Origin of the sequence: Pantoea trifolii, assembly GCF_024506435.1 — a bacterium.
Lineage (GTDB): Bacteria > Pseudomonadota > Gammaproteobacteria > Enterobacterales > Enterobacteriaceae > Pantoea > Pantoea trifolii.
Genome location: NZ_JANIET010000001.1, coordinates 3620285 through 3643748, shown reverse-complemented (window position 1 = coordinate 3643748; position 23464 = coordinate 3620285). Strand labels below are relative to the sequence as shown.

The 23464-nt window shown below is 50.8% G+C and carries 26 protein-coding genes; 21 read left to right on the top strand and 5 right to left on the bottom strand.

What is annotated here, in order from left to right:
• Positions 1–160: 160 nt before the first annotated feature.
• The 4 genes from NQH49_RS16845 (at position 161) to NQH49_RS16830 (ending at position 6587) form a co-directional block, all read left to right on the top strand.
• The gene (locus NQH49_RS16845) at positions 161–2473 is read left to right on the top strand and encodes a type I secretion system permease/ATPase (RefSeq protein WP_256697531.1); all 2313 of its coding nucleotides are present in this window, start codon (positions 161–163) and stop codon (positions 2471–2473) included.
• Entirely contained in the window at positions 2470–3711 is a 1242-nt protein-coding gene (locus NQH49_RS16840) for an HlyD family type I secretion periplasmic adaptor subunit (RefSeq protein ID WP_256697530.1), read from the top strand. Before NQH49_RS16845 ends, NQH49_RS16840 begins: the two co-directional genes overlap by 4 nt.
• Positions 3712–3716: 5 nt before the next feature.
• Positions 3717–5540, top strand: a complete 1824-nt coding sequence (locus NQH49_RS16835) for a TolC family protein (protein ID WP_256697529.1) — start codon at positions 3717–3719, stop codon at positions 5538–5540.
• Between the two features lie 342 nt (positions 5541–5882).
• The gene (locus NQH49_RS16830; protein WP_008103447.1) at positions 5883–6587 is read left to right on the top strand and encodes an MgtC/SapB family protein; all 705 of its coding nucleotides are present in this window, start codon (positions 5883–5885) and stop codon (positions 6585–6587) included.
• Between the two features lie 232 nt (positions 6588–6819).
• On the opposite strand, the gene NQH49_RS16825 is transcribed toward NQH49_RS16830, so the two are convergent.
• Genes NQH49_RS16825 through NQH49_RS16815 form a run of 3 tightly spaced genes read right to left on the bottom strand, consistent with a single transcriptional unit; the run spans position 6820 to position 9022 of the window.
• Positions 6820–7857: a phage integrase gene (locus NQH49_RS16825; RefSeq protein ID WP_256697528.1), complete on the bottom strand. Its 1038-nt coding sequence runs from the start codon at positions 7855–7857 to the stop codon at positions 6820–6822.
• Positions 7858–7859: 2 nt separating this feature from the next.
• Positions 7860–8426: a PH domain-containing protein gene (locus NQH49_RS16820; RefSeq protein WP_256697527.1), complete on the bottom strand. Its 567-nt coding sequence runs from the start codon at positions 8424–8426 to the stop codon at positions 7860–7862.
• Between the two features lie 14 nt (positions 8427–8440).
• Positions 8441–9022, bottom strand: coding sequence for a phage repressor protein CI (locus NQH49_RS16815; protein ID WP_256697526.1), 582 nt, complete (start codon positions 9020–9022; stop codon positions 8441–8443).
• Positions 9023–9167: 145 nt separating this feature from the next.
• On the opposite strand from NQH49_RS16815, the gene NQH49_RS16810 reads away from it, so the two are divergent.
• The 14 genes from NQH49_RS16810 (at position 9168) to NQH49_RS16740 (ending at position 17859) form a co-directional block, all read left to right on the top strand.
• Positions 9168–9392, top strand: coding sequence for a helix-turn-helix transcriptional regulator (locus tag NQH49_RS16810; RefSeq protein WP_256697525.1), 225 nt, complete (start codon positions 9168–9170; stop codon positions 9390–9392).
• A 27-nt stretch (positions 9393–9419) separates the two neighbouring features.
• Positions 9420–9929, top strand: a complete 510-nt coding sequence (locus tag NQH49_RS16805; RefSeq protein ID WP_256697524.1) for a phage regulatory CII family protein — start codon at positions 9420–9422, stop codon at positions 9927–9929.
• 11 nt (positions 9930–9940) lie between these two features.
• Positions 9941–10123, top strand: coding sequence for a phage filamentation protein Fil family protein (locus NQH49_RS16800; RefSeq protein WP_256697523.1), 183 nt, complete (start codon positions 9941–9943; stop codon positions 10121–10123).
• A 67-nt stretch (positions 10124–10190) separates the two neighbouring features.
• Positions 10191–10508: a hypothetical protein gene (locus tag NQH49_RS16795; RefSeq protein ID WP_256698451.1), complete on the top strand. Its 318-nt coding sequence runs from the start codon at positions 10191–10193 to the stop codon at positions 10506–10508.
• Between the two features lie 69 nt (positions 10509–10577).
• Positions 10578–10805: a DUF2732 family protein gene (locus tag NQH49_RS16790; protein WP_256697522.1), complete on the top strand. Its 228-nt coding sequence runs from the start codon at positions 10578–10580 to the stop codon at positions 10803–10805.
• On the top strand, positions 10805–11032 hold the full coding sequence (locus tag NQH49_RS16785; RefSeq protein WP_256697521.1) for a TraR/DksA family transcriptional regulator: 228 nt from the start codon (positions 10805–10807) through the stop codon (positions 11030–11032). The genes NQH49_RS16790 and NQH49_RS16785 overlap by 1 nt, the downstream gene beginning before the upstream one ends.
• On the top strand, positions 11029–11844 hold the full coding sequence (locus tag NQH49_RS16780; protein WP_256697520.1) for a DNA adenine methylase: 816 nt from the start codon (positions 11029–11031) through the stop codon (positions 11842–11844). The genes NQH49_RS16785 and NQH49_RS16780 overlap by 4 nt, the downstream gene beginning before the upstream one ends.
• Positions 11841–12101, top strand: a complete 261-nt coding sequence (locus NQH49_RS16775) for a DUF3850 domain-containing protein (protein WP_256697519.1) — start codon at positions 11841–11843, stop codon at positions 12099–12101. The genes NQH49_RS16780 and NQH49_RS16775 overlap by 4 nt, the downstream gene beginning before the upstream one ends.
• A 77-nt stretch (positions 12102–12178) precedes the next feature.
• The gene (locus tag NQH49_RS16770) at positions 12179–14407 is read left to right on the top strand and encodes a replication endonuclease (RefSeq protein ID WP_256697518.1); all 2229 of its coding nucleotides are present in this window, start codon (positions 12179–12181) and stop codon (positions 14405–14407) included.
• A 201-nt stretch (positions 14408–14608) separates the two neighbouring features.
• Positions 14609–14800, top strand: a complete 192-nt coding sequence (locus NQH49_RS16765) for a hypothetical protein (RefSeq protein ID WP_256697517.1) — start codon at positions 14609–14611, stop codon at positions 14798–14800.
• 17 nt (positions 14801–14817) lie between these two features.
• Positions 14818–15051 (top strand): DinI-like family protein, encoded by a 234-nt coding sequence (locus tag NQH49_RS16760; protein WP_256697516.1) that lies wholly within the window; start codon positions 14818–14820, stop codon positions 15049–15051.
• A gap of 73 nt (positions 15052–15124) precedes the next feature.
• Positions 15125–15379, top strand: a complete 255-nt coding sequence (locus NQH49_RS16755) for a hypothetical protein (protein ID WP_256697515.1) — start codon at positions 15125–15127, stop codon at positions 15377–15379.
• Between the two features lie 424 nt (positions 15380–15803).
• Entirely contained in the window at positions 15804–17150 is a 1347-nt protein-coding gene (locus tag NQH49_RS16745) for an AAA family ATPase (protein ID WP_256697513.1), read from the top strand.
• A gap of 4 nt (positions 17151–17154) precedes the next feature.
• Positions 17155–17859: a hypothetical protein gene (locus tag NQH49_RS16740; RefSeq protein WP_256697512.1), complete on the top strand. Its 705-nt coding sequence runs from the start codon at positions 17155–17157 to the stop codon at positions 17857–17859.
• Positions 17860–17879: 20 nt separating this feature from the next.
• Here NQH49_RS16740 and NQH49_RS16735 read toward each other — a convergent pair whose 3' ends face one another.
• The gene (locus NQH49_RS16735) at positions 17880–18905 is read right to left on the bottom strand and encodes a phage portal protein (RefSeq protein ID WP_256697511.1); all 1026 of its coding nucleotides are present in this window, start codon (positions 18903–18905) and stop codon (positions 17880–17882) included.
• Positions 18905–20668: a terminase ATPase subunit family protein gene (locus tag NQH49_RS16730; RefSeq protein WP_256697510.1), complete on the bottom strand. Its 1764-nt coding sequence runs from the start codon at positions 20666–20668 to the stop codon at positions 18905–18907. Before NQH49_RS16730 ends, NQH49_RS16735 begins: the two co-directional genes overlap by 1 nt.
• Positions 20669–20812: 144 nt before the next feature.
• Here NQH49_RS16730 and NQH49_RS16725 point away from each other — a divergent pair, with 144 nt between their 5' ends.
• The 3 genes from NQH49_RS16725 to NQH49_RS16715 are packed head-to-tail and all read left to right on the top strand — an operon-like array spanning position 20813 to position 23438.
• A complete protein-coding gene (locus tag NQH49_RS16725; protein WP_256697509.1) occupies positions 20813–21661 on the top strand; it encodes a GPO family capsid scaffolding protein in 849 nt (282 codons plus the stop codon).
• 31 nt (positions 21662–21692) lie between these two features.
• Positions 21693–22766, top strand: a complete 1074-nt coding sequence (locus NQH49_RS16720) for a phage major capsid protein, P2 family (RefSeq protein WP_256697508.1) — start codon at positions 21693–21695, stop codon at positions 22764–22766.
• A 3-nt stretch (positions 22767–22769) separates the two neighbouring features.
• The gene (locus NQH49_RS16715) at positions 22770–23438 is read left to right on the top strand and encodes a phage terminase small subunit (RefSeq protein ID WP_256697505.1); all 669 of its coding nucleotides are present in this window, start codon (positions 22770–22772) and stop codon (positions 23436–23438) included.
• Positions 23439–23464: the final 26 nt, after the last annotated feature.

The window sequence follows — 23464 nt, the reverse complement described above, 5'->3', positions numbered from 1 at the left end:
AGCCTGCTCAGTCACGAGTTTAAACAATTATTCATAACCGTTTGAGACAAGTCTTGGACGGCTCAAAACCTGCCTTCTGTCAGAATTTTCCCAATTCAAACAGGTGCAACGGTGGGCAATGTGCTCACCGTTTTTTTGTCAGGTTTACAGGAGTCGGGAAATGGTCGACCAGAAGCAGGATGCTGTGGAGCAGGATGCGCGTTCTGTTGCTCGTATTGAAACCAGGGTGGATGACACGTTGTTAAAAAGCGTGGCTTGGATCTGCAAACACTACAAACGCGAGAAAAGTGAAGAAGCGCTGGTGGCGGGTTTGCCAAAAGCGACATTGCTCTCACCATCACAAGCCATGACTGCGCTGGAAAATGCCGGCATTACCGGCGGTATGGTCGAACGACGTCTGCAGGATCTTCCGGAACAGTTAATGCCGATGATACTGCTGCGCAAAGAGGGCGGCGGCTGTATTGTGCAGTCACGCCGTATTCACACCAACGAAGAGAATCAACGTGAATTGCGTTTCCAACTGGTGATGCCAGAAGTGAGCGCTTCAGCCGTTGAGATGAGCCTGGCAGAACTCAATGAGATCTACGCCGGCTTCGCCGTGATGGCGAAACCTGCTGCGGTGGTTGATGAGCGTGCCAGTGAAATGTTGCCAGAGGTGAAAGGCCATTGGCTGTTTACCACGCTGTGGCGCTATCGCCGCTATTACCGCAGCGCCGCAATTGCGGCGGTATTGATCAACGTCCTCGGTCTTTCCAGCATCTTTTTCACCATGAACGTCTATGACCGTGTGGTGCCCAATCAGGCCTTCGTAACGCTGTGGTCATTGGCCATTGGCGTCACCATTGCGATGGTTTTTGAAGCCGTTACGCGTTTCGTACGTGCGCATCTACTGGACATGGCCGGTAAAAAGGCCGATTTAGTGCTTGGCAGTATGCTGTTCCGCCAGGCGCTTTCCATCCAGATGGAGCATAAACCGGCTTCCTCAGGAACCTTTGCGAACCAAATTCGTGAGTACGAATCGGTGCGTGACTTCGTGGCTTCCGCCACGCTGGCGGCGATTTCCGATCTGCCCTTCATTCTGATGTTTGTTGGCGTGATCTTCTTTATCAGCGGCCCGTTAGCAGTCATTCCGCTCATGATGATCCCTTTGATCATCATCGTCAGTGCCGCGATCCAGTGGCCATTGGCACGCATCATGAAAGAGAACTTGCGTGACGCCTCGCTCAAGCAAGGCGTATTGATCGAGTCGGTTGAAGGCATGGAAACGCTGAAAGCGGTGGGCGGTGAAGCGCACATGCAGCGCCGCTGGGAAAACTTCAGTGCACTGCAATCAGCTAACTCAATGAAATCAAAACGTTACTCGACGCTGGCAACCGGCGTGGTGACGTTCCTGCAGCAGTTCCAGACCGTGATGTTGGTGGTTGCCGGTGTTTATCTGATCAACGAAGGCACGTTCACCATGGGTGCGATGATCGCCACCGTGATGCTCGCCAGCCGCGCCACCGGCCCGCTCGGCCAGGTTATTGGTTTGGCAGTGCGTTATCAGCAGGCAAAAGCCGCGTTAACTTCGCTGAACAAACTGATGGAGATGCCCGTCGATCGTGACAGCAGCAAAACCTATCTCACTGATCCACCGTTGAGTGGTGAGATCACGCTGACTAACGTCAACTTCTCCTATCCAGCACCGCCAATGAAGCCGAACCCGGAGATCCTCAAAGATATCTCGTTGAGCATCAAAGCCGGAGAACGCGTCGCGATTCTCGGTCGCATCGGTAGCGGTAAATCCACCTTATTACGTGTGATGGCGCGACTCTACCAGCCGGTTAAAGGTCAGCTTTCAGCCGATGGGTTGGACGTAAACCAGATTGATCCAGCGGACTGGCGCAAAGCCGTTGGTTTTGTCGGGCAGGATGCGCGTCTGTTTTATGGCACGCTGCGCGAAAACGTGATGATTGGGCGCCCGGACGCCACTGCCAATGAGCTGTTGCGCGTGCTGAACCTTACTGGTCTGGATCACGTTGCCGCACGTCATCCAAGCGGGATCAATTTAACGGTCGGCGAGGGCGGTGAAGGCCTGTCAGGTGGTCAGCGTCAGTTGGTTTCTCTGGCGAGAACGCTGCTGACACGTCCAAAAGTGCTGCTGATGGATGAGCCAACTAGCGCCATGGATAGCATGACTGAAAACCAGTTCCTCACGCACTTACGTCGTGCCAGTGAAGGACACACGCTGATCGTGGTAACGCATCGTCCATCCATTCTGGCGCTGGTCGATCGCATCATCGTAGTGGAAGAAGGAAAAGTGGTCGCGGACGGTCCTAAAGATCAGGTACTTGCCGCGCTGGAAGGGAAAAACAAAGCCCGTCCACAGCCGCGTAAGGCTGCTGAACCGGCAGTACCTGCGTCAGCGCCCGCTAACGATGCTTCGGCAGTGTCTGCGCCGAAAGAAGCAGCACAAGAGGAGGCTGCAGTATGAGCAAGTTAATGCCATGGCGTAAGAGCGAGAAAGGTATGTCCGCTGCTGATGCCGAATTTATGAATGACGTGCAGGCATCTCTGCTGTCACAAACCACGCCCGGTTCCAAGCTGGTGATGTGGATTATCATCGCGGTATTAGGCATAGGATTAACCTGGGCCAATTACGCACGAGTCGAAGAGATCACCAAAGGCGATGGCAAAGTCATCTCACGCAGTCGTGAACAGGTCATTCAAAGCCTGGAAGGCGGCATTCTGGCAGAGATGAATGTGCGTGAAGGTACGGTAGTGGATCCCGGTGATGTGCTGTTGAAAATTGACCCAACGCGTGCGCAGTCCAGCTATCGCGAAGTCCTGAGCAAAGTGGTGGGTCTTAAGGGCAGCATTGCGCGCCTGCGTGCGGAAGCGTATTCACTGCCACTGGCGTTTGATGAGCAGGTGAAGCGCGATCCGGCTGTTGTAGCGCAGGAAACCAAAGCATATGAATCGCGTAAACGTGCGTTAAGTGACAGCATCAACTCATTGCAACGCAGTTACGCACTTTCAATGCGTGAGATTCATCTGGCTGAACCGTTAGCGGCCAAAGGGCTCTTGTCGGAAGTCGAACTACTGCGCATGCAGCGTCAGGCCAATGACATTCAGGCGCAAATTGTTGAGCGTCGTAACCGCTATCAATCTGATGCCCACACCGAGCTGGGACGCCTGGAATTAGAACTGAGCCAGGTGAGCGAAAACCTTATTGGTCGTGCCGATATCGTTGATCGCACCACGATAGTGGCGCCAGTGCGCGGTACGGTGAAAAACGTGCGGGTAAACACGATTGGCGGGGTTATTCAGCCAGGTGAGCACATCCTCGAAATCGTTCCTCTGGAAGAGCAGTTGCTGGTGGAAGGGAAAATCCGTCCGTCTGATGTCGCCTTCCTGCGTCCTGGTTTACCGGCCAAGGTGAAAATCACGGCCTACGACTTTGCCATATACGGCGGGCTTGATGGGCACGTTGAATACATCAGTCCAGATACCCTGAAAGACGATCAGAAAGCGGCCAGTGGACGCCCGGATGATACCTACTATCGCGTACTGATCCTGACGGACAAAAGCACGCTGCATGCGGGTAACAAAGATCTGCCAATCATTCCCGGCATGATCGCCACCGTCGAGGTGCGCACGGGTGAGAAAACCATTCTCGATTACCTGCTGAAGCCGGTCCTGAAAGCTAAAGAAGCATTCCGCGAGCGTTAATAATCATGAAAAATAATAACAAGATGCGCTACGTACAGGCGCGTCATCTCTCTCTGCTTGCCGTTTGTATTGCGGTGGTGATGGCACCGGCGGTCAACGTAATGGCTGATTCTACCAGTGAGTTAATGATGTTTGCAGAGATGAGCGGCCAGCGTCCAGCGGTACCGGCACCTGCGGTAAACATTGCGCGACCAGAGATCGCTGTGCCAGCGCAGCAGCCGCTCTTCGCTGAAAGGCAGAAACCTGCGACTATTATTACTCAGCCGGTTCAGCCGTCAGTTGCGCCGATTGCACCGCATGCGATAGCGGAAGCTCCGCAACAGTTTAAGGTCATAGAACGTGCAGCACCGATCAATGCCAAACCGAGCCAGCCGGCTGAAATTCAGGGCGGCGGTTTCCTGACTGAGGAGCAGCGTCGTCCTGAGCCACAGCCGTTCAATCCGCTGCAACCGGCGCGGAACGTGAGTCAGCCACAATCTGCGCAAACAGCGACTCATGCTCCAGTGGAAAGCCCACTGGCAAATATCAATTTTGTAAGCACGCCTTCAGCCGATGCTGCAGTCACGACTTCTCCGGTTACGCTAAGGGGCGGGGCTAATGAAACGGTTGCCGAAAGTGAAATTCGGCAAAAGTTTCTTTCGGCTGCACGCATTACCTGGCGTATCAGTCCGTCACTGAAGTCCTATATCGCTCAGGGCGATGCGGCTGAAGCCAGCGTAGATGAAGCAAAAGGCCAGCGCTGGCCGCAGGTTGATGTCAGCGCCGCATCCGCCACCAAAGAGTTTGGCAGTGGCACGAAGAATTATGAATACCAGGGGAATACGCCATCATTAGGTGTTTCAGTAGCGACCAACCTTATCGACTTTGGCCAAACCAGTCGCACTATTGAAAGCCGCGAAGAGCGCGTTAAGTCAGCCTTGCAGGCGGTGCAGGCACAGCGTGAAGATCTGGCGATGCAGGTAAGTAATGCATTGATTGAGTGGAATAAACAGCAGCACGTCATTGCCATCAGCAAACAATATCTGGGGCGTATGGCAGAGCTGACCAAAATGCTCAGCGGCATTGTTCAATCAGATACTGGACGTCGCAGTGAACTGACGCAGGCGAAAGGGCGCTTGCTGCAAGCGCAAAGCTATCTGGAAAATGCCGAATCACGCGCACGTGATGTAGAAATCACCCTGAATCGCCTGATGGGCAACAGCCGCGTGACTTTACCAGCCAGTGATAAGTGGGCACTTTCCTTTGGCGATTTAAATCGCCAGCTGACGAGTCTGGATGTCCATCCGCTGATCTTGCGCGCCAGCGCCGAAGAGCGAGCGGCCTTCAAAGAGGCGGAGGCGATCAAAGCTTCTGGTCTGCCAAAGCTCAACTGGACGGTGAGCAAAAACACCCGTGAAGATCAGCTTGGGCGCCAGCAGGCATGGCAAACCGGCCTCAACGTGAGCTGGGGCTTATTCCGCGGCGGTTCAACCAATGCACAGGAAATTGCGGCGATTAAGCGTGCCGAAGCGAGCCGTCAGCAGGTGCAGGAGCAGCGCCGCGATCTGGAAAACCGTGTACGCGCTGCCAGCCAGAATGCACACTCAACAGCGGAACGCGCCGTGCTTTACAAAAACCTGATTGTGGAATCCGACCGTATTCGTAAGGACTTCTTTGATCAGTGGTATCACTTAGGCCGCCGTTCATTGCTGGACGTACTGAGCGCAGAAAGCGATCTGTACAACAACCAGGTCAGTGAAGTCAGCAACCGTTTCGATAGCTATGCCGCCATTATCAGCGGGTATGCTAACTCGGGCACGTTGAGTCGTTGGTTAACAACTGGACGATAAACTGGCACATAAACCCGCTTCGGCGGGTTTCTTGTCCTTAACCCAACGTAAACGAACGGGCTTTTTGAGTTGGCAACGCGGCGCAAACCACTTTAGAATCGCGGCGAATTTTTACCCAAGAGGAGAACGGCATTGGACACTTGTCCCACACGATTACAACAGGACCTCGCGGTAAGATAGCTTTTATGCTGTCTTAACTGCGCGTTAAGACGGTTGATTTCCTCCCAGAATCACCCCTTTTCATAAGCACAATGCAGCTGATTCCCAGCGGTATTCGCACTGTCTGTAATCCATTTTTAACCTGTTGTTCCGCAAATAAAGAGCTGCGGAGTGAGGTCTATCATGGATTGGAAAATCTTTTTACTGCGCGTCACCGTCGCGCTGGTTTTGGGCGCACTGATTGGCAGTGAGCGCCAGTTACGTCAACGCATGACCGGATTGCGCACCAATGCGCTGGTCAGCACCGGCGCATGTCTCTTCGTTCTGATGACACAAAGCGTGCCAGGCATCGCCACCGATGCGTCGCGTGTTGCAGCCTATGTGGTATCCGGTATCGGTTTCCTCGGCGGAGGCGTGATCATGCGTGATGGCTTAAACATCCGCGGATTGAATACCGCCGCCACCTTGTGGTGCACCGCCGCCATAGGCGTGCTGTGCAGCATGGGATTGCTGTTGGAGGCGACGATCGGCTGCATGGTGATCTTGTGCGCGAATATTCTGCTGCGTGAATTGGCTTTGGGAATTAACCGTCAAACCATCGTCTCAGCCGCAGAAGCGATTCAACACTATAAAGTACAAATCATCTGCCTCGCGCAGGATGAAGTTCAGGTCCGCAGCCTGATGCTGCACACGCTCGGCGGCAGCGGCCTACGGCTACAATCATTGCACAGTGAAGATATGGATCCGCCGCATCGCATGGAAGTAAATGCCGAGGTGATTGGCAATCCGACGTTAACCGACCAGCTTGAAAGCCTGGTGAGCCGCATTAGTCTGGAGAAAGGCGTCAGTTCGGTAAGATGGCAGGTGAGTGAGTTGGAACGGGATTAGTCTTTTGGCAAACGTGACGCCATTTAATCGCCACTTTAAATGAAGAAGAAAAAAGCCACCTTGAGATAGGTGGCTTAATAATATGAATTTATTCGCTAAATTGGTGGCCCCTGCTGGGTTTGAACCAGCGACCAAGCGATTATGAGAACCATAGTAGTCAACGTGTAATCAATGACTTGCATGTAAATCAGTGGGTTAGAAAATCAATATCCACCAATATACTCCAATGTTCTTATGTTAGAGCGACACTTTTGCGACACTTTAAGGGATTCAGTCGCAATGCATCTTCAAGGTGATTCGGGGCAAAGTGCGCATACCTCATAGTCATCTTAATGTCGGTGTGCCCGAGGATTTTTTGCAGCACTAAAATATTTCCACCATTCATCATGAAATGGCTTGCAAAGGTATGCCGCAAAACATGGGTTAATTGCCCAGGGGGTAACTCTATGCCAGCGCGTTCAAGTGCAGAGCGAAATGCATAATAGCAAGGTGAAAATAAATTCCCGTTTTTCTTCGGTAGTACGTCAGTCAATTCGGAATCAATAGGAATGCTGCGGTTGCGTTTGCCTTTGGTTTTTATAAAGGTGATCTTTCCTGCTGATACTTGGCTACGTTTCAGGCTTTCAGCTTCACCCCAGCGCGCACCAGTAGCTAGGCACAATTTCGCGATGACCTCTAAATCCTTGGCGCTACTGTTTCGGCATTCAGCTAAAAGCAAGTCAATTTGTTCCTCAGTCAAATATGCCATTTCACTTTCATCAGTGCGAAATTGGCGGACGTTCTCCAACGGGTTGGGGGCCGCCCATTCTCCGAGTCGTTTTAATTCATTAAAGACCGCTAAAAAATAGGCGTGCTCAAGATTCATTGTTCGTGGTGAAACTTGGCTGACTCGCTTAGTGCGAGCAAATTTTCCGTCTAACCTCTTAGCTCTATAAGTAGTAAACAACTGCGCGTTAAACTCAGTTGCCAGCGGATGCCCCATGCACTCTGCAGCCCATAACATTGAGCTTTTACGTTTCTCGCCATCTCGCAGGGTTATGCCATGTCGTTCAAACCAAAGATGTACTAAGTCAGTTAACTTGCGCCGTTCCTTGGTTTCACCGAGCCAAGGGCTGTCATCAATTTTTTGGAGGGTATAATTTTCGAAGGCAAGCGCTTCACCTTTAGTTGCGAACTTTTTACGGACGCGCCTGCCTTCTTTGCCGTTGCTTCGATCGACAGTATAAAAGTCAGCTATCCACTGTCCATTGGGTTGCTTTCGAACTGGCATAATTAACCATTTAGAATGCGTTGTTTCTGAACTTGGAATTCTTCATCTGTAAGAATTCCATCATCTTTCATTTCGGCAAGGCGTTCTATCTTCGCCATTTGTTCATCAAACGATACTGATGTTTTGGATGGTTGATGCTCAGCTTTTTGTGATTGGGTCTGATTATTGCGAGTTTCGTTCACTAAGTTAGTGAACGGAATGACTGAACCCTTCATAACATTTTTGATGGTGTAATTTTGACCGCTAGTTGAAATCATGATTTCACCCAGCAATAAGCCGGTTTTACCACCAACACTTACGATGTTATTCAAGTTGATATCTACTTGTTTAACTCCATAAAGCATCCCTTTATCCAGAAATATTACTCGTTTATTGGTCAGAGTAATTAACCAGGTGTTGCCATCCATCATCCCACTGGCAATCGCGAGAGGGGTTTCACTAGCTCCTAGTATTTCAGGGAGGTGATAGAACTCTTTTTTTGTCCCAAAAGGTGCATCTGAAACTACAGACGCAAGCCTTTTCATTTCCTGCTTTAAATCTTCTTTAGATGCTGTTTTGTAGTCTAACATTCTAATATACCTTGTTATTTTATTGTAAGTGCAACGCGTCCCAATACGTCTATATCTTCTAAAGAGCAATCAAAAGCCATTCCCACGCCACTAACTCGGACTTTCTTAATGGGGATTCGGGTCAATGTTCTAACGCTAATTTTCCCCTCAATTTTGACCAACCATTCATCGTCATAAATTTCTGAGTAATTACGGTCAACTATGTACTGAGTGAAAGAATCAATAATACATATTGCATCTTGAGGAATCGGTTTGCCGGGTAGAAATGACGCTTTATCCAGCAGATAAAATCCAGCTTCATACATTTGGCCGTCTACGATTTTGCAACGTGGTAACTTCAGAACGTCTAATTCCCCATCATTAAACTTCCTTCCATTACCTGTAGACAGCCACTCAAGGTCTGCTCCTGTCTCAGCAACACATCTGATCACCATATCCGCAGGGAAAATTCCCCTCTTGAACCTAGCGGATAGGCTACTAGCAGCCATTTGAAAGTGGTCGGCTAGCTGCAACTTCGAGGTGAATCCGTAAGCCTCAACAATGCGGTCAAGAACCTCGCTGCTGTGCCCAATCTGTTCAAAAGGGAATTTACTCATAAGATTCTGATCTTTCGTCTTAGTGGAAATATTTATTGATATTTCGTCTTAGTCGAATTAGAGTCACTCCGTGTTATCGGTTAAAGCGAACATTGGCTGATATTGGTGGACATTGGTGTGTCCCTAAACGAATGGAGTTTGCATTATGCGCCCAAACATTACAATCGTGATTCCTGATCCCTACATCCCATTGGATGAGTATTGCCGCCGCACTGGCATGTCTAAAAGCACTGCTGAAAACCTGATTTCATATGGAAAGCTGCCAATTAAGCCTAAAGGCGCTCAGAAAAAAGGTTTAGTTGAAATCAACATGGCAGCTTTGACAGTTCAGGCATTAAGCGAATGTGATATTTCGCTCAATGCGCAATAAATCTTAGATATTAGACAAGGACTAATCATGTTTGATTTTAAGGTTTCCACCCATAGCCACTTTGATGAAGCCTGCCGCAAGTTCGCTCTTACGCACAACATGACAGAGCTGGCTCAGCAAGCCGATATGAAAGTTCAGGCTTTGCGTAATAAGTTGAATCCCGATCAAGTGCACCAACTTACTGTGGCCGAAATGCTTCTGCTGACTGATCTGACAGAAGACGCGACGTTGATAGATGGAGCGTTAGCACAACTGCAATGTCTTCCATGTGTGCCGGTGAATGAAGTGGCAGACGAGAAGTATTCAGCATACGTGCTGAAAGCAACTGCCGAGGTTGGCATGTTGGCAGCTAAAGCGGCAAGCGCTGAGAAAATCACAGCCACCTGCCGCCGTGGTGTTGTCGAAGCGGCCAATACTGGCATTCGCTGCCTGATGCTGGCCGCAATTGCAGTGCAGAGCCGCATTCATTCTAACCCCACTTTGGCATCTACCGTTGATGCAATAAGCGGCCTAAGCGCTTCAGTTGGTTTGAACTGAGGGGGCGCGCGATGATTTCATTTGCAGCCCACCTCAAGCGCCAAAGCCCGTCTATGTCATATGGCAACGGCTGGATTATGGGCGGAAACGGCAAGCGCTGGCATCCATGCGCTGACCAGAAATCTCTGTTGCGTGATCTGACAACAAAACGCGGCGGCCTTTTAATCCGCATGCGTAAACTTATCGGTGGTTAATATGCCGCGAGTTTTATGGGAAGTACCAAAGCAACATGAACCCGCCAGTTTTTCCAAAATTCATTTGATGGGCGCGCGTGTTGATAAAATTCAGCCAATGACGTTTGATGAATTTCGCAAAAGATGGCGTCAGATGCGTGATAACAACGCCAATCCGGCGCTGCGTTATTTCAATCGTCAGAATGATGAATTTAAGTTCTGCGTAATGACACTGGCTAATCGTGATAACCCCAAGACATTTAAACCGGAAGAAATCGGAAAGCCTTTTGAATATTTCGATGAACGCCGCCGCGAGTTAATAATCATCGCAATGAATAAAGTTGCACGCTGGGGTCGAATATTACCCCGGCAGTTTTCACCTGCTGATTGTTTTTTACCTGAGTAAATAATGCTCAACAAATTAATGGCGTAAACCCGCCGGGCATTCTTTTACCCAAATTCTGGAGATTTAAATATGCGAAATACCGAGACCCGTAATTTCAAAGCTGATGTTGACGCGCTAAACGCGATGCTTAGCAAGGCCAAAAAAGAACAGCGAAGTGATGATGCGCTAGCTGTGTCTATCCATATTGCCGCGCTGGCAATACATGCCCGTAAAAAGGAGATGTCCGCTGCGGAAATTATCGATCTATTGGACAGAGAGGCTGAGCGCTATGAGAACCAAGCTCGGGAGCTTCACTAATGGCCGACTCAATGGATTTGGTGCAACAGCGTGTTGAAGAAGAATTGGCACGCAATCTGGCAAACGCTAAACAGCATCCTATCGGCGCAAGTGAATTTTTCTGCCTTTCATGTGATGCCGAAATTCCTGAAGCCCGCCGCCGTGCACTGCCGGGCGTTTCTGTCTGCGTGACATGTAAGGAAGTCAGCGAGCTTAAAAACGCTCATTACAAAGGGGCTGCGTTATGAATACCATTTTGAAATGGCCGGGAAGTAAAGTCCGTGTAATGGATGAGCTGTCAGCTCATCTTCCTGCTGGAAATCGCCTTGTTGAGCCGTTTGCAGGCTCATGCGCAGTTATGATGAATACCGATTACCCTGAATATCTGGTCGCTGATATTAATCCCGATCTCATCAATATGTACCGCCAGATTAAAGAGCATACGCGCCCATTTATTGTAGTGGCTATGGCTCTATTCAGCCAAAACACGACGGAAGAAAGTTATTACCGTGCGCGCAAAGAATTTAATGAAAATACATCAATGCCTCTGCTGGAGAGAGCGGCGTATTTCCTGTATCTAAACCGCCACGGCTATCGTGGCGTTTGCCGCTACAACCTCAAAGGCGAATTCAATATTCCTTTCGGACATTACGCAAAACCTTACTACCCACTTTATGAAATCGAAATGTTTGCTGAGAAGGCAAAGCGCGCAACGTTTATTTGTGCTGGCTATCAGGAAACTCTGGGCATGGTGAAGGCCGGTGATGTTGTTTATTGCGATCCTCCATATCACGGCACGTTCACCGAATATCACACTGGCGGCTTTAATGAAGATGACCAGCATTCGCTGGCCTGCTATCTGCTGGGCATTTCCGAGCGTAACCCGGTAGTTCTGTCGAATAGCGACACGCTTTTCACCCGCAGTATTTATCGCGCTTTCGACATTACCAAAATCACTGTGGCTCGCTCGGTTGGCGTTAAAGCCAGTGAGAAAAAGCGTGCATCTGAAATCATTGCTTTTCGCAAGCCAGCCTCAGCAGATAAAGAGGTAGCGGCGTGACCACATTCCATTTTTTGAAAATCTGGCCTGAACATTATCAGGATGTAATCAGTGGCATGAAGAGGGCAGAGCTGCGGAAAAACGACCGTGATTATTCTGTTGGTGACTCCTTAATGCTCAAAGAATATCAGCCTAAGAACGGGAATTTCACTGGCTCAGAAGTGCATGTGGTCGTCACGCATATAACTGATGTAAGCGACTGGCTTCCGGGCTATGTAATGCTCAGCGTTGGGTTGTTAGCTCGGGGCAGGTCGTGATCTCCAGTGAACCATACGCTTACCCGTGGAATGCACCACGGGAAGCCATCGCCAGCCCATATCCCACCTATGAGGAAATGCACAGCCGCAGTCAGATGATTGCGGCTTTAGTGCGTGCGCAGGAACTACTCGAACAGCAGCCAACGCTGGTGCAGCTCGACGTTAAGCGTCGCATTAGTGAACTTGAAAAAACACAGGGAACAACCCGTGCCAATGCGTACTTTACGAAGACTTTCGTAGAGCGCACATTGCCACGCGTTGAAGTAGTAAGTGCGCAATATCACCTCGGTGAAATGAGTGCCGGCACAATTAGTCTGCTTACCAACAACGCTCCACAAAACACAGGTTCGGCAAGAGCTGGCGGCACTTTGTGGGAGCTAATGCGCCGTTACAACCGCCTGCCTAATATGGCGAGAGCCGATATTGATTTGCTGGCCGGTGATCTGGCTAATTTCATCTTGGCTGAAACAGTGCAAGTACATGCTCTGGTTTGTGATGAATCGGATTACAAATACACGCACCGTCTATATATGACGGCTGCCACCATCACACGCGAATTCAATCAAACGCCGCCATTGTGGGAGAAGGTCACATCCCGACTGTTTGACCCGGAAGAAGTCACCCCGGAGATCAGGCGGATGCAAACCGAAAAGTGGTGGAAGGGTAGATTGCGTCGCGTCGCAGCCTCATGGCGCGAACATTTACAGATCGCGCTTGCGAATGTCAGCAAAAATCACACCCCTTATGCCAGCAATATGACTGTTGCCGAATGGCGAGAGCAAAAGCGCCGCACGCGTGAATTTTTAAAATCGCTTGAGCTTGAAGATGAAGAAGGCAACCGCATCAGCCTTATCGACAAATACGATGGAAGTGTGGCTAATCCGGCGATCCGTCGCTGCGAGTTAATGACGCGCATCCGTGGTTTTGAAAACATCTGCAATGAAATGGGGTTTGTTGGTGAGTTCTATACGTTGACCGCCCCGGCCCGCTTTCACGCAACAATCAAGACCGGCCACCGTAATCGTAAATGGAACGGTGCAAGCCCGGCTGATACGCAGCGCTATTTATGTAACGTCTGGCAAAGAATCCGCGCCAAATTGCATCGCGAAGAGATTCGCATTTTCGGTATTCGCGTTGCCGAGCCACATCACGACGGCACGCCGCACTGGCACATGCTGATGTTCATGCGTCCTGAAAATGTAGATCAGGTGCGTCAGATAATCCGCGATTACGCATATCAGGAAGACAGCAGTGAGCTGACAACAGATAAAGCGCGCAAAGCACGTTTCCATGCGGAAGCTATCGACCCAGAAAAAGGCAGCGCCACAGGCTACGTAGCCAAATATATTTCGAAGAATATCGACGGCTACGCTCTCGATGGCGAGCTGGACGACGAAAGCGGCAAAGAGCTGAAAGATACTGCGCCAGCGGTTTCCGCGTGGGCTGCTCGCTGGCACATACGCCAGTTTCAGTTCGTGGGTGGCGCGCCCGTGACTGTATATCGCGAGTTGCGCCGCATGGCTGACAGCGAAACGGCACACGGTCTAAGTGTTGAGTTTGCGGCTGCGCATGATGCTGCTGACGCTGGTGATTGGGCTGGGTACGTCAATGCACAGGGCGGGCCGTTCGTCCGTCGAGATGATCTTGCGGTGCGCATTTGGTATCAACCAAGCGAAGACATTAATGAGTATGGCGAAGAGACCGTGCGCATTAAGGGCGTCTTTGCTACCGCAGTTGGTGCAGATACGCCAATTCTAACCCGCCTGGCACAGTGGAAGATCGTTCCAAAGCGTTCAATTGATGCCGTATTTGAAAGTGCACCTAAGCCGGTTTCGGCGTTGGATGTTGACCTTGATTTGGCCTTTGAATTTTTGGACGCGTCCGCGTCCTCTCGGAGTTCTGTCAATAACTGTACGGGAAGTTTGAGATCTGAGGATTCGAACTCACCGGAAAGTTTTAACAAAATCGACCTTAATCGATTGAGTGCGAAAGAGCGGCGGCAACTATTGGCTCGGATAAGGTCAGAGCAACCCAAAAAACGGCACCTTAAATTGAGGAGATCGGACAAAGTTGAAGCTGCGTGCGACAACCTAATCAGCCAGGTGAAGGATTTATATGGGGAGACAATTAGCCGCGGATTAGCTGTGCGCATAATTAGTGGCGCACAGACTGAAATCACTGGAAAAAGCGTCCGCAGCTCTGCTTATGGCGACCTATTGAGGCCAAAATCAGAGGCTTTGAAGAGTGGGGCATTAGCAAGATTTAACCGATTAGCTGAATCAGTCAGAGCAAAAAACGCACAGTAATCGTCTGGAAGTCACTAAGCGGGAAGTTCTGAACGGTAAATTTAAGAGATTTTAGAGTGTTGTTAGCCACTGGGTAAATGCTAATAAAGATGTTTCATATCATGCAGATAAAAACTTGTTTCAAATAACATATTTTTCTTCCGCTTAATCTGATTGCTATGATACTGTGTATATGTACAGTGATTTTGATGGGGAGGGCGCGTGGATAACGACTTACAAGAACGGGTAATGCTTGAACGTGTTGAGCTTATAGCTCGGCTTACCAGTGAGGGACTTTGCAAAGAAAGAGATAGGGAAATTGCGCTTAGCCTTATAGCTGAGATTGCGAGTAGTTCCGAAATGGCGAACAAACAATTTTCAGTCGTATTTTCGGCTGTACCGTTAGAAAAATAATCCTTGAGGTTGCTGCCATGCGCGTTGAAATCATGATCGACAAAGAGCAGAAAATAAGCCAGACAACGCTTGATGCACTTGAGGCTGAATTATTAAAAAACTTGCTGCCTCAATATCCCTCTACGGCTATCCGCATTCGTAAAGGCGGCGCTACTGGCGTTGAGCTTAGTGGTTTACGTCAGGATGAAGAAAGAAAAAATGTCATGAGCATTCTCCAGCAAGTTTGGGAAGACGACAGCTGGCAACACTGATAACCGTGCTGGCGTCAAAACTTGCTTTTGGCGTCGGCAGGGTTGAACAACGAGCATCGCGAGGCGTTAGTTTATGAAAAGTCCCGATCTCTTCCAGGTTGTTTATCGTGGTGAAGTGCTCACGGGATATAAGCCGGGCGGGTGGGTATTTTTCCAGCGACCGAAAGAATGCGGAGGTGGATTTTGGTTGGGCAAAACTTACGATTTTGTCTTCATGCTCGAAATTCCCCATCCGGTTTCAATTGGTCAAGGGTGGGATTACATCAATGAGCAGGAAAACCCGCGCACCTTCAAACTCGAATCAGTGGACGATTTCAAGCTTGTGTGAGCCGTGCATGCATATAGCGCATGAATTTGCATGATCCCAAAAGGATCGTGAAACTCTCAGCCTGCCATATCTGGCGGGCTTTTGCTTATGTGATGCAGGTGCATGAAAACCGACACGTAAAGCGGGTAGGCGTGGCGGGGATAGCATTGCGCGCATTCTGCCTGAATACTCTTGCACTAAAAAAGTGGCCTAGATTTCCTCCATCGAACTGATCGCAAGAGCAACATGCGAAAACCATTGCTGAAAGCTGAATAGTTTCATGCCTATAGGATTAAGATGGCTGCAGTGTTATCAAGCATTAACCTAAACCTTTTCTTGAAGTTAGCAAGGTCTTATGGCGGCTAAACCAAAGATATAATAGTATGTGGTGAGCAGATGATAAGTAGCATCTTAATGCTTACACATAAATTTAATAGGTAAAGTAATGAAATTAACAGTCGATAACTTTGGTATTATTAAAAAAGCCGAGGTTGAAATAGGTGGCCTGACTGTAATAACTGGTGAAAACGATACTGGTAAAAGTACAGTTGGGAAGATTTTATTTTCATTAGTAAAAGCATTTGCTAGATATAGAGAAGATTTAGAAGAGAGTAAAGATGTCACCATACTTTCTTATCTGGAGGAAATTTACTTTGCGTTGAGGCGTGTTGTAAATATTACTCACGAGATAGATGTTAGAGATTTTTTCCAGCCAAGAAGATTGCAAAATCAACTGCGACTCGAATATAGAATGGCTAAGGACGAGGCTCTCTTCGTACTTGAAAATGCACGTTCAAGAGGTATTGAAATACCCAATGAAATTTTTTCGTTGGTTGAGAATAATTTCACAAAAATTGAATATGTACTGAACGAGCCGGAAGATAAAAAAGGTGCTATTAATCGCGCGATTAAGAAAGCATTCTATTCCGAGTTCAAAAGCGAAATATTACAGAAAGGTGGTGATGTTCAAAACGCTGCAACCATATCCATTAAAGATGGTGCAAGTGATATTATTGATATCAGTTTGAATAGGGATGGTTCTATTCGGTATCAGGCTAATGAAGACTTAGGTTTCAGTGACGCCACCTATGTAGACTCTCCTGCTATTATCCAATTTAATAACATGGTTAGGACATCTAAAACTCTTTTCGACGATACATCATCTAATCGATTATCCGTCCCCTTACATTTAAAAGACTTGTCTTCAAAATTAAGTGACTCAATGTACGGATTTTTTGAGTTCGAAATGTTTCTTGATGACTCTGAAATGGCAGTTCTCTCCAAAAGAATTAATGGTTTGTTGGATGGTAGTGTAGATTACGATCTTGATAAAAAAGATTTTGTATTTAATCGAGATGGAATTTCTATATCCTCAACAAACATTGCTTCAGGAATTAAAGCTATTGGTATGCTCGACTTACTGATCAAGGGGGGTAATACTAAGAAAAACAGTCTGTTACTTCTAGATGAGCCAGAGGTGAATTTACATCCTAAATGGCAGGTTGTTTATTGCGAAATTGTAACGACATTAGTTAGTTGCGGTGTAGACCTGATAATTACCACTCACAGCCCATATATTGTACATGCGTTGAAAGAGTTTAGTGTCCAAAAAGGAATCAAACATCAATTTTATTTGGCTCATAAAAAAGACGATTTGAAATTTTCTCAGTTTTCGAACATTTCAGAAAATATTTCATACGCAATAGACTTATTGGCAGCACCTATGCATGAACTGAATAAAAAATCAGTAGACGATGTTTTTTCTAAATCTAATTTTGATGACATGGAGTGATTAGATGAGTCAGATGCCGCAGCAATCTAATGAGGCAGTTCTGTATAATGCTCTTTGTGCTAATTTTCCAAGCGAAGTTCTACCGTTAACAACTATTAGTCGTAATTCAACTGGAACCAGAGATTTTATAGTGTCTCAAGAGTTGGCTCTAAATTTTGATAATATAAGAAATTGCTCCGATGCCTACAGTGCTGATGTAGATGGTAATGAAAAATCACCAGATGCATTGTTTTTGCACGAAGATGTGCTTTATTTTGTTGAGTTTAAAGAAGGTAATCCAAGGAACGTAAAAAAATTGGAAATTCGGAATAAAATTCATGAGGGAATTATTACGCTATATCAATTCTCCAAGAAGCATACATCTATAGTCCGATCCGATTTTTTTAAATTAAAAATTGCTTATATCGTTTTCAGAAGGCCTAGAGTTGGAGGTAATGCGTTTACGAATGCAACAGATGCTGCATCGGCGAATTATTTTATTGAAAATATCAAAGGTTTTATTGTTCGCGTAACCGCAGTGAGCGATGACCCACAGTATTTTGTCGATTTTTTCCATAAAGTCACTTCTGGAAGAGTAACTCAAATTCACGTCTTTGATCACAATGGCAGCGGTTCCCAAACACTATTTACAGCAACCGCGATACAAGCTGCTATGTCTGCTGCGGCAAATACTACCCCACCTCAAACTGGTCAAGGCGGAGTTGCTTGAGCATAATTTCTCTCGTGTTGCTAAGTTAACTCGTACGAGCTGAACGATATAACTTCTGCCCCTAGCCAATGATTCAGCTCTTTCATCCGCTCTTGTAACGGCGTCAGTTCATTCCTAACAAACACCTGCGCCGCCTTCACCGCGTCCCCAAACCCGCCCGCGCTGTCGGGGATAATCCCCATCATCTGCGGCGGCACGCGGTGTGCGCTTAGCAGGTCGTCACGGCTGGCCTTCTTGATGTTGAAAAAGTCATCCCGCGTTGCTACTTCACTGAGCGGCAAAATCTTGATGCCGTCCGGCTTGCCGTTGGGCGCGTACATAAACAGGTTGCGGAAGTTCCCGATTCCTTTGGTGTCGCGCATTGCCTGTCGCATGCGCTCAATATCGCTGCTGCTCTGCGCCGCGTCGGTCATATACAGGATGTAACCGGCGTGCGCGCCGTTCTGATAATACTTGCGGCGGAACAGCGTTGCGGCTTCATTCAGCCAGGCGGAGTTGAGCGCGCTGAGATATTCCGGCAGGCCGTACAGCTCCTGATTTACGTCCGGCTCGATAAGGTGGAACACCTGATCCGCCTCGAACTGGTGCGCCTCCTTCCATTCGCTCACAAACCAGTACGTGCCTTTCTCCACGCCGCGCCGCGTATATTTGGCCGGTGACGTTTCCAGACGCAGCGGTTTGCCGAGCGTGTTGCGGCGCAGCTCGGCGAAGGCGTTGCCAAACACCAGATAGTCGAGCGCGAACTTGCTGAACTCCTGCTGGCTCAGCAGCGGATGCGGGATAAACGTTGAGGCCAGAATGTTTCGCTTCACGTACAGCGGCGAACTGTGGTGCACCGCCGAGCGCAGACTCTTGGCAAGGCCGTGGAAGCTGACCGGCGGCTCGTACCAGCGGCCGTTATGGATGCACTCGGCGTAATCCATTATGTCGCGCTTATCGAGAACCGCCGTCGGCTCGCCGAAGCTAAACGCCTCGAACGGCTGCGATGATGCCTGCGCGGGCTGAGTTGATGCGGTGAATGCCTTGCGGCGGTTGCGTTTGCTCATCAGTAAAATTCCATAAATGAAGGGTTAGCGCCGCCGCTGGCAGCGGTAAGCGGTTCGTTAAGCAGTGCGTGCATGATTGCCCAGGCGACGTCGGCGTGGCTGGCTTCCTCGCTGCGGCTGGCCTCGTAAGTCGAGCGGTTGCCGCTGGCGGTCATGGTTTTGCGGATCGCCATAAATGACTGCGTGATGTCGGTCTGCCCGGCGTCGTATTCGAGGCGGCCGCTGCTGATAGTGTCCTTCGCTTTCAGCACCATTGCGGTTTTGACCTCGGGCGAATATTTGATTTCACGCGCTGCCGGGAAGAACTGGCGCACGAGCTGGAACACGCCTTGCCCGATGCCGGTGGCATCCACGCCGATGTACTCCACGACGTATTTTTCCGTCAGCTCCTTAATCGACTGCGCTTGCGCGGCAAAATCCATGCCGCGCCACTGGTGGCGCTCCAGCACGCGGAACTTGCCGCCCGCAACCAGCGGCGGCGCAATCACCGCACATCCGGCACTGTCGCCGGTGTGCGATGGGTCATAACCAATCCATACCGGGCGATAATCGAACGGGCGCAGCGCGTAAGGGTTGAAGTCGTCCCACTCTTCCATGCTGTCTACCATGCAGGTCTGAAGCTCGGCGAACGGGAACACGCTGGCCTCATCATCGACAAATTCACACATCAGCAGGTTCTGGCACTCCGCCGGGCTGTATTCGAGCTGCAGCTGATCGATGTCGAACAGGTTGCAGCCGCCCGTTAGCGCGTCCTCAACGGTGACTATCTGCCGCCATTGTCCGTCACCGCACAGCGCGCCTTTCGCCAGATGCGAGTGCGAGAGATCCAGCTCTATACGGTCATCGCGGTTGCGTCGGCCCTTGTTGAACAACTCGCCCGACCAGAACGGATAAGCGCTATGTGACAGGCTCGACGGCGTGGAAAAGTAGGTCGTGCGCCACTTCTTGTGCAGCGACATGCCGCTGGCGACCTTACGCAGCTCCTGAAACTTCGGAATCCAGAAATATTCATCCAGGTAAAGGTTGCCGGTGTAGCTCTGCGCCGTGCGCACGTTAGTACCGAGAAAAATCAGGCGTGCGCCGTTGGGCAGCACAATCGGATCGCCTTTCAGGTCAACGTCGGCCTGCCGGGCAAAGTCGAGAATGTAGTTTTTGAAGACGTGCGCCTGCGCCTTGCTGGCAGATAAGAAAATCTGGTTGCGGCCGGTGGTGAGCGCATCGATTAACGCCTCGCGGGCAAAATAAAAGGTCGCGCCAATCTGTCGCGATTTGAGGATGTTGCGGATGCGGTGCGCCAGCCCCGCTTTGTGCCAGCCGAGCTGGTACTCAAAGCAGTTATCCATAAACAGACCGGTGAGTTTGTCGGTCTGCTCGTCGCTGAACACGTTTTTAATCACCGGCTGGCGCTCGCCCCTGTTGCGGTTGCGCACGTTTGGATTGAGATCCGCCTCGTTGCCGCTGCTGCGGTAGCGTTCAACCCGCGCAAGCCGTTCAATCTGGCGACCCAGCGCATCTATCTCTTTGTAATCACCGTTCCCCTTAACCTCTTTCATGATGAGCTGAATCAACCGCGCTTCCATGCTGGCTTCCACGCGACTGATGGGCGCGATGCTGTCCCATTCGTCGCGAAGCTTCCAGCTCTGCACGGTCGGCGTTTTCTGTCCGATCGCTTCTGCTATCTGGCGCACGGAATATCCCTGCCAGTAAAGCAGCGCAGCCTGACGGCGCGGATCGCTGATGATGGTGCCGGGTGTCATGTTCATGCCGCTAAGGCTACCGGTGGCAAAAATGGTGCGCCTGCACTGGCTGTTTGCTGGTACGTGAGCGGGCTGGCTTTCGTTGAGGGATTGAGGTGCGGCGGGGAAACTGACCCCGAACCGAACCAACCCACTGACCGGAGCCTGTTAATGGCAACAACCAAAGCAAAGCGTTTTCGCATCGCCGTTGAGGGCGCAACCACCGACGGCCGCGAGATTTCCCGCGAGTGGATTTCGCAGATGGCGAAGAACTACGACCCGACCGTCTACGGCGCGCGCGTCAACATGGAGCACATCAAAGGCTACGCCGCCGACAGCCCGTTCCGCCGCTACGGCGACGTGACGAAAGTTGAAGTGGAAGAAATCACCGAAGGCGCACTGGCGGGCAAGCTCGCGCTGTTCGGCTATATCGACCCGACGCCGGATCTGATCGACCTGACCAGAGCGCGTCAGAAGATTTACACCTCGGTTGAAATCAACACCAAGTTTGCCGACACCGGTGAAGCCTATCTGGTTGGTCTGGCCGTCACCGACGACCCGGCCAGCCTCGGCACCGAGATTCTGAGCTTCAGCGCCACGGCAAAAGCCAATCCGCTGGCGTCGCGCAAGCAGGACAAAGACAACCTGTTTACCGCCGCCGAAGAAACCCTGATTGAGCTGTATGAAGAAGCCGACGCCGCGCCGTCGCTGCTGTCCCGCGTGAAAGAGCTGTTTACCCGCAAAGAGAAAACCGACGACGAGCGTTTCAACGATGTGAGCGCGGCGGTCACGGTCATCGCCGAGCAGGTGCAGCACAACGGCGAAAGCTACGCGCAGCAGCTGGCGGACGTGAAGAAAACCTTCTCCGAACGCCTCGACGCGCTGGAAACCGAACACGGTAAAGATCGCGAAGCGCTGAGCGCGCTGCAGGACTCGCTCACCCGCACCGACGGCAACTTTAACCGCCGTCCGTCTGCCACCGGCGGCGACAGCAAAAGCAGCGTGATGACCGACTGCTGATAAACCCGAACACTGATAAACAGGAAAGCCAATGCGCAAGCAAACCCGTTTCAAATTTAATGCCTATATGTCCCGCGTCGCCGAGCTGAACGGCGTCGAAGTTGACGACATGAACAAGAAATTCAGCGTCGAGCCGTCCGTTACGCAGAAGCTGATGACCCGCGTGCAGGAGTCGTCCGCGTTTCTGACCCGCATCAACATCGTGCCTGTGCCTGAAATGAAGGGCGAGAAAATCGGCGTCGGCGTGTCCGGCTCGATTGCCAGCACTACCGATACCGCTGGCGGCGATGAGCGCGAAACCGCTGACTTTGCTTCGCTGGACAGCCAGGGCTATGAGTGCGTGCAGGTGAACTTTGATTTCCACATCCGCTACAACACGCTTGACCTGTGGGCGCGCTACGAAGATTTTCAGACCCGTCTGCGCGACGCCATCATTCAGCGCCAGGCGCTTGACCGCATCATGATCGGTTTCAACGGCACGCACCGCGCCAAGACCTCGAACCGTGCGGCCAATCCTATGCTGCAGGACGTGGCCGTGGGCTGGCTGCAGAAGTACCGCAACGAAGCGCCGACCCGCGTGATGAGTAAAATCACCGACGGTGAAGGTGCGGTGGTTTCACCGACCATCCGCATTGGTAAAGGCGGCGACTACGCCAACCTTGATGCGCTGGTAATGGATGCCACTAACAACCTGATTGAACCGTGGTATCAGGAAGACCCCGAGCTGGTCGTCATCGTCGGTCGTCAGCTGCTGGCCGACAAGTATTTCCCGATCGTCAACCAGAGCCAGGCCAATACCGAGCAGCTGGCCGCTGACCTCATCATCAGCCAGAAGCGCATCGGCAACCTGCCCGCCGTGCGCGTGCCGTACTTCCCGGCCAACGCCATGATGATCACCCGCACCGATAACCTGTCGATTTACTGGCAGGAAGGCACGCAGCGACGCCACATCGAAGAAGTACCGAAGCGCGATCGCATCGAGAACTACGAGTCGGCTAATGAAGACTACGTGGTGGAAGACTACGCGGCGGGTTGCGTGATTGAAAACATCGAACTCGGTGATTTCACGCCGCCGGAAGAAGCCGAAGCACCGGCGGGAGAGTAACGCATGCTGAGTCCCGCCCGCCGTCACCGGATGCGCGTCCAGGCCGAAACCGAAACGCAGCGGAACGCGAATCCGCTGCGCCACGCCACCGGCTATGAGCAGATGCTCGTGAAACTCAACGAGGACAAGCGCCGCCTGAAAAAAATCCACTCGGTCGAGCGCAAGGCGGAGCTTAAGCGCCAGCTGCTGCCCGACTACCTGCCGTGGATTGCAGGCGTGATGAACAGCGGGCGCGGCGCGCAGGATGCCATCGTGATGACCGTCATGATCTGGCGGCTGGACACCGGCGACGTCACCGGCGCGCTTGAAATCGCCCGTTATGCGTTGCAGCACGGTCTGGTGCCGCCCGACGGCTTCAAGCGAGACAGCCTGCCGTACCTGCTGGCCGAAGAAGTGGCCAGCGCCGCAACACGCGCCTGGACGGCAAAAGAGGCGGTCGATATTGCGCCGCTGCTTGAAACCATCCGGCTGACCGACGCCGAAGACATGCCCGATCAGGTGCGCGCCAAGCTGCACAAAATCGCCGGGTATGTGTATCGCGATTCGGGCGGGACTCTGGAAGCCATGCATCACCTGAAACGCGCGCTGCAGCTCAACGAGGGCTGCGGCGTGAAAAAAGACATTGAGCGGCTGGCGACTGCCATGAAAAAGCAGGCGCAGGCCAGCCGCTGACCGGACGCGACCCCGCGCAGGGCGGC

What these genes read in the sequence shown, in the direction of transcription:
- NQH49_RS16810 (WP_256697525.1), top strand. Translation starts at nt 9,168, where the DNA reads ATGCGCCCAAACATTACAATCGTGATTCCTGATCCCTACATCCCATTG.
- NQH49_RS16735 (WP_256697511.1), bottom strand. Translation starts at nt 18,905, where the DNA reads ATGAGCAAACGCAACCGCCGCAAGGCATTCACCGCATCAACTCAGCCC.
- NQH49_RS16835 (WP_256697529.1), top strand. Translation starts at nt 3,717, where the DNA reads ATGAAAAATAATAACAAGATGCGCTACGTACAGGCGCGTCATCTCTCT.
- NQH49_RS16840 (WP_256697530.1), top strand. Translation starts at nt 2,470, where the DNA reads ATGAGCAAGTTAATGCCATGGCGTAAGAGCGAGAAAGGTATGTCCGCT.
- NQH49_RS16720 (WP_256697508.1), top strand. Translation starts at nt 21,693, where the DNA reads ATGCGCAAGCAAACCCGTTTCAAATTTAATGCCTATATGTCCCGCGTC.
- NQH49_RS16745 (WP_256697513.1), top strand. Translation starts at nt 15,804, where the DNA reads ATGAAATTAACAGTCGATAACTTTGGTATTATTAAAAAAGCCGAGGTT.
- NQH49_RS16805 (WP_256697524.1), top strand. Translation starts at nt 9,420, where the DNA reads ATGTTTGATTTTAAGGTTTCCACCCATAGCCACTTTGATGAAGCCTGC.
- NQH49_RS16755 (WP_256697515.1), top strand. Translation starts at nt 15,125, where the DNA reads ATGAAAAGTCCCGATCTCTTCCAGGTTGTTTATCGTGGTGAAGTGCTC.
- NQH49_RS16715 (WP_256697505.1), top strand. Translation starts at nt 22,770, where the DNA reads ATGCTGAGTCCCGCCCGCCGTCACCGGATGCGCGTCCAGGCCGAAACC.
- NQH49_RS16730 (WP_256697510.1), bottom strand. Translation starts at nt 20,668, where the DNA reads ATGAACATGACACCCGGCACCATCATCAGCGATCCGCGCCGTCAGGCT.
- NQH49_RS16800 (WP_256697523.1), top strand. Translation starts at nt 9,941, where the DNA reads ATGATTTCATTTGCAGCCCACCTCAAGCGCCAAAGCCCGTCTATGTCA.
- NQH49_RS16740 (WP_256697512.1), top strand. Translation starts at nt 17,155, where the DNA reads ATGAGTCAGATGCCGCAGCAATCTAATGAGGCAGTTCTGTATAATGCT.
- NQH49_RS16785 (WP_256697521.1), top strand. Translation starts at nt 10,805, where the DNA reads ATGGCCGACTCAATGGATTTGGTGCAACAGCGTGTTGAAGAAGAATTG.
- NQH49_RS16830 (WP_008103447.1), top strand. Translation starts at nt 5,883, where the DNA reads ATGGATTGGAAAATCTTTTTACTGCGCGTCACCGTCGCGCTGGTTTTG.
- NQH49_RS16790 (WP_256697522.1), top strand. Translation starts at nt 10,578, where the DNA reads ATGCGAAATACCGAGACCCGTAATTTCAAAGCTGATGTTGACGCGCTA.
- NQH49_RS16815 (WP_256697526.1), bottom strand. Translation starts at nt 9,022, where the DNA reads ATGAGTAAATTCCCTTTTGAACAGATTGGGCACAGCAGCGAGGTTCTT.
- NQH49_RS16845 (WP_256697531.1), top strand. Translation starts at nt 161, where the DNA reads ATGGTCGACCAGAAGCAGGATGCTGTGGAGCAGGATGCGCGTTCTGTT.
- NQH49_RS16780 (WP_256697520.1), top strand. Translation starts at nt 11,029, where the DNA reads ATGAATACCATTTTGAAATGGCCGGGAAGTAAAGTCCGTGTAATGGAT.
- NQH49_RS16825 (WP_256697528.1), bottom strand. Translation starts at nt 7,857, where the DNA reads ATGCCAGTTCGAAAGCAACCCAATGGACAGTGGATAGCTGACTTTTAT.
- NQH49_RS16760 (WP_256697516.1), top strand. Translation starts at nt 14,818, where the DNA reads ATGCGCGTTGAAATCATGATCGACAAAGAGCAGAAAATAAGCCAGACA.
- NQH49_RS16770 (WP_256697518.1), top strand. Translation starts at nt 12,179, where the DNA reads ATGCACAGCCGCAGTCAGATGATTGCGGCTTTAGTGCGTGCGCAGGAA.
- NQH49_RS16795 (WP_256698451.1), top strand. Translation starts at nt 10,191, where the DNA reads ATGGGCGCGCGTGTTGATAAAATTCAGCCAATGACGTTTGATGAATTT.
- NQH49_RS16820 (WP_256697527.1), bottom strand. Translation starts at nt 8,426, where the DNA reads ATGTTAGACTACAAAACAGCATCTAAAGAAGATTTAAAGCAGGAAATG.
- NQH49_RS16725 (WP_256697509.1), top strand. Translation starts at nt 20,813, where the DNA reads ATGGCAACAACCAAAGCAAAGCGTTTTCGCATCGCCGTTGAGGGCGCA.